2 protein-coding genes and 1 pseudogene are annotated in these 2521 nt (G+C 64.6%); all 3 read right to left on the bottom strand.

The genetic code is table 11. The features are described 5' to 3' along the window. Positions 1–105: 105 nt before the first annotated feature. Positions 106–776: pseudogene (locus tag EN984_RS30915) on the bottom strand (LON peptidase substrate-binding domain-containing protein). Between the two features lie 101 nt (positions 777–877). Then, entirely contained in the window at positions 878–1879 is a 1002-nt protein-coding gene (gene trxA, locus EN984_RS30910) for a thioredoxin (RefSeq protein ID WP_127384198.1), read from the bottom strand. Between the two features lie 84 nt (positions 1880–1963). After that, a complete protein-coding gene (locus EN984_RS30905; protein WP_127271756.1) occupies positions 1964–2461 on the bottom strand; it encodes a prolyl-tRNA synthetase associated domain-containing protein in 498 nt (165 codons plus the stop codon). Positions 2462–2521 lie beyond the last annotated feature (60 nt).

Below are 2521 nucleotides of genomic sequence, written 5' to 3'. Positions count from 1 at the left end.
ATGGCTGATACCGAGAACCGGAGCGGAGCGTACTTTTCGTACGCAAGCACCGGAAGCGCAGGAAGCCACCATTTGCAGGCCGGTCTCACCTGGATATCGACACTCTTACTGCAAACTCGAGCCAAAATCCTCATTCTCGCGCGCCAGTGCCATTTCGGTGATGGCGATCAGCGTCTCCGCCCGGGTCTTCAGGTCGGCTGCTTCGAGCAGCGCCTGTTTCTCGGCCGGCCCGTAGGGCGCCATCATCGACAGCGCATTGACCAGCATGGCATTTCGGCGCGGCTGACGCTTTCCCAGTCGGCCTCCAGATCGTTGGCCTGCAGATAGGCGCGAAACGCCTTGAGCAGCGATGGCCGGTCGATCTCGTTGTCCGCCTGATCCTCGTCGAGATCGGCAAGGAAAGGCGCGGGCTTGCACTGGCGAAACGGCGTCTTGACCGTCAATTCGTGGGCGATGCGGAACCGGCACACGCCCTGCAGCGAAATCAGGTAGCGGCCGTCGCCGCTTTCGGAGAAGGCGATGATGCGGCCGGCGCAACCGACATTGCAGAGCTCCGGCTCGCCATCGCCGCGCAAGGCGCCGTCGAGACTGGGCTGGATGACGCCGATGAGCCGCGGGCCGGCGATCGCCTCGTCCACCATCTGCAGATAGCGCGGCTCGAAGATGTTGAGCGGCATGCGACCTCCCGGCAGCAAAAGCGCACCCTCGAGCGGAAAGATCGGGATCGTCGACGGCAAATCCTTGGCGAGCCGGTAATGCGCGTTTCCCGCTTGCACCATATTCCTCCGATCGCTTCACCAGAAGCGCGTCATACCAGCTAATCTGGCGCAGTCGTCGCCGACGCCAAGCCCGTGCGGCAAAACAACCGGCAGCCGGCTCAGGAGAACAGCAGCGCCGACAATTTGCGGCGCGCCGCCAGCGTCGCCTCGTCGGTCATGCCCCAGGCCTCGAACAGCTGCAGCAATTGCGTCCTCGCGCCATCCTCGTTCCAGGCCCGGTCGGCCTTGATGATGGCCAGCAGATTGTCGGCCGCGGCCGTACGGTCGCCGTTGGCGTTTTGGATCATGGCCAGATCGAAGCGCGCCTGGTGATCTCCGGGATTTTCCGCCAGCCGGCGCTCGAACTCGGCTGGATTGCCGAGAGCCGCCGCCTGCGCCGCAACCGCCATCCTGGCGCGCAGGGCTGCCAGCGGCGGCGCATCCTTCTTGGCCTCCGGGGCTGTTGCCAAAAGCGCCTCGGCGCCTTCCGTGTCGCCGGCGTCGAACAACAGTTCGCCCAGTCCGGCGATCGCCTCGATCGTCTCCGGCGCCTGCGCCAGGATGGCGTCATAAATGTCGGCCGCGGTCTGCATGTCGCCGGCGGCGCGCGCCTCAACGGCTGCGGCCAGGGCTTCAGCCACTGGCGGCGCGCCATTGTCCTTGCCGCCGACCTTGGTGATGAATTCGTTGCTCTGGCTCTCCGGGATGGCGCCCATGAAGCCATCGCCCGGCTGGCCGTCCTTGAAGGCGATGACCGCCGGGATAGACTGGATGCCGAGCTGGCCGGCGATCGAGGGATGGTCGTCGATGTTCATCTTCACCAGCTTGACCCTGCCGCCGGCGGCCTTGACCGCCTTCTCCAACTGCGGCGTCAACTGCTTGCAAGGCCCGCACCAGGGCGCCCAGAAATCGACCAGCACCGGCTGCCGGCGCGATTCCTTGATGACATCGGCGGCAAAGGCAGCCGTCGTCGTGTCCTTGATCACGTCGGCGGGAGCGGCGGGCGCATCGCCAAGCGCGACTTTCGCCGGCGCCGGCGCGGCTCCACCATACTGCACCGAGGTGGTGTACTGGCCGCCATTGCCGCCAAAGGAGCCGCCGAACGGATTGTTGTCGCTCATCTCTCTACCCTTCCGTGGCGCCGCCGGCCGGCGGCCAGGCGCCCTATGCTTCAGACCATCTGACTCAAGCCATCCATGTGGCGATCACACGGAGACTTTCAAGATAGCAGCATCGTGCCCGGTTGCCTCGACGAATCTGATCAGGTCGCGCGCCGCGATCGATGTCGTCGCCTCATTGGTCAGCGGATGCCCATTGATGACCGCATGCTCCATCAAATCCTTGTCGAGCACGAGCTTGACCCTGTTTGCCGTGTCGTTGATGACGCCAAAGACCGTGACGGCGCCCGGTGTGACGCCGAGCAGCTCCATCAGCATCTCCGGCTTGCCGAAGGAAACCCGGCTGGCGGCGCCGATCACCTGGTGGATCTGCTTCAGGTCGACGACCGCGTCCTCGCCGACGGTGACCAGGAAGAAATTGTCCTTCTTGTCCTTCAGGAACAGGTTTTTCGTGTGCCCGCCGGCGATTTCGCCGCGCAGCGCCTGCGAATCGGCGACGGTATAGAGCGGCGGGTGGCGCTTCGTCGACGTGGCAATGCCGAGTTCGGCAAGAAAGGCCATCAAATCGGCTTCGGTCTTCGGCATCGGTTTCGTCCCGTTTCTCAAGCCAGCCGTTTACGGCCAATGGGGCAGCCGACACAAGAC

Origin of the sequence: Mesorhizobium sp. M7A.F.Ca.CA.004.12.1.1, from assembly GCF_003997835.1 — a bacterium.
Classification (GTDB): domain Bacteria; phylum Pseudomonadota; class Alphaproteobacteria; order Rhizobiales; family Rhizobiaceae; genus Mesorhizobium.
This window is presented reverse-complemented; position numbering and strand designations above follow the sequence as displayed.

Bases quoted from the DNA above. Each gene is read 5' to 3' on its own strand.
- trxA (WP_127384198.1), bottom strand. From the start codon at position 1,879: ATGAGCGACAACAATCCGTTCGGCGGCTCCTTTGGCGGCAATGGCGGC.
- EN984_RS30905 (WP_127271756.1), bottom strand. From the start codon at position 2,461: ATGCCGAAGACCGAAGCCGATTTGATGGCCTTTCTTGCCGAACTCGGC.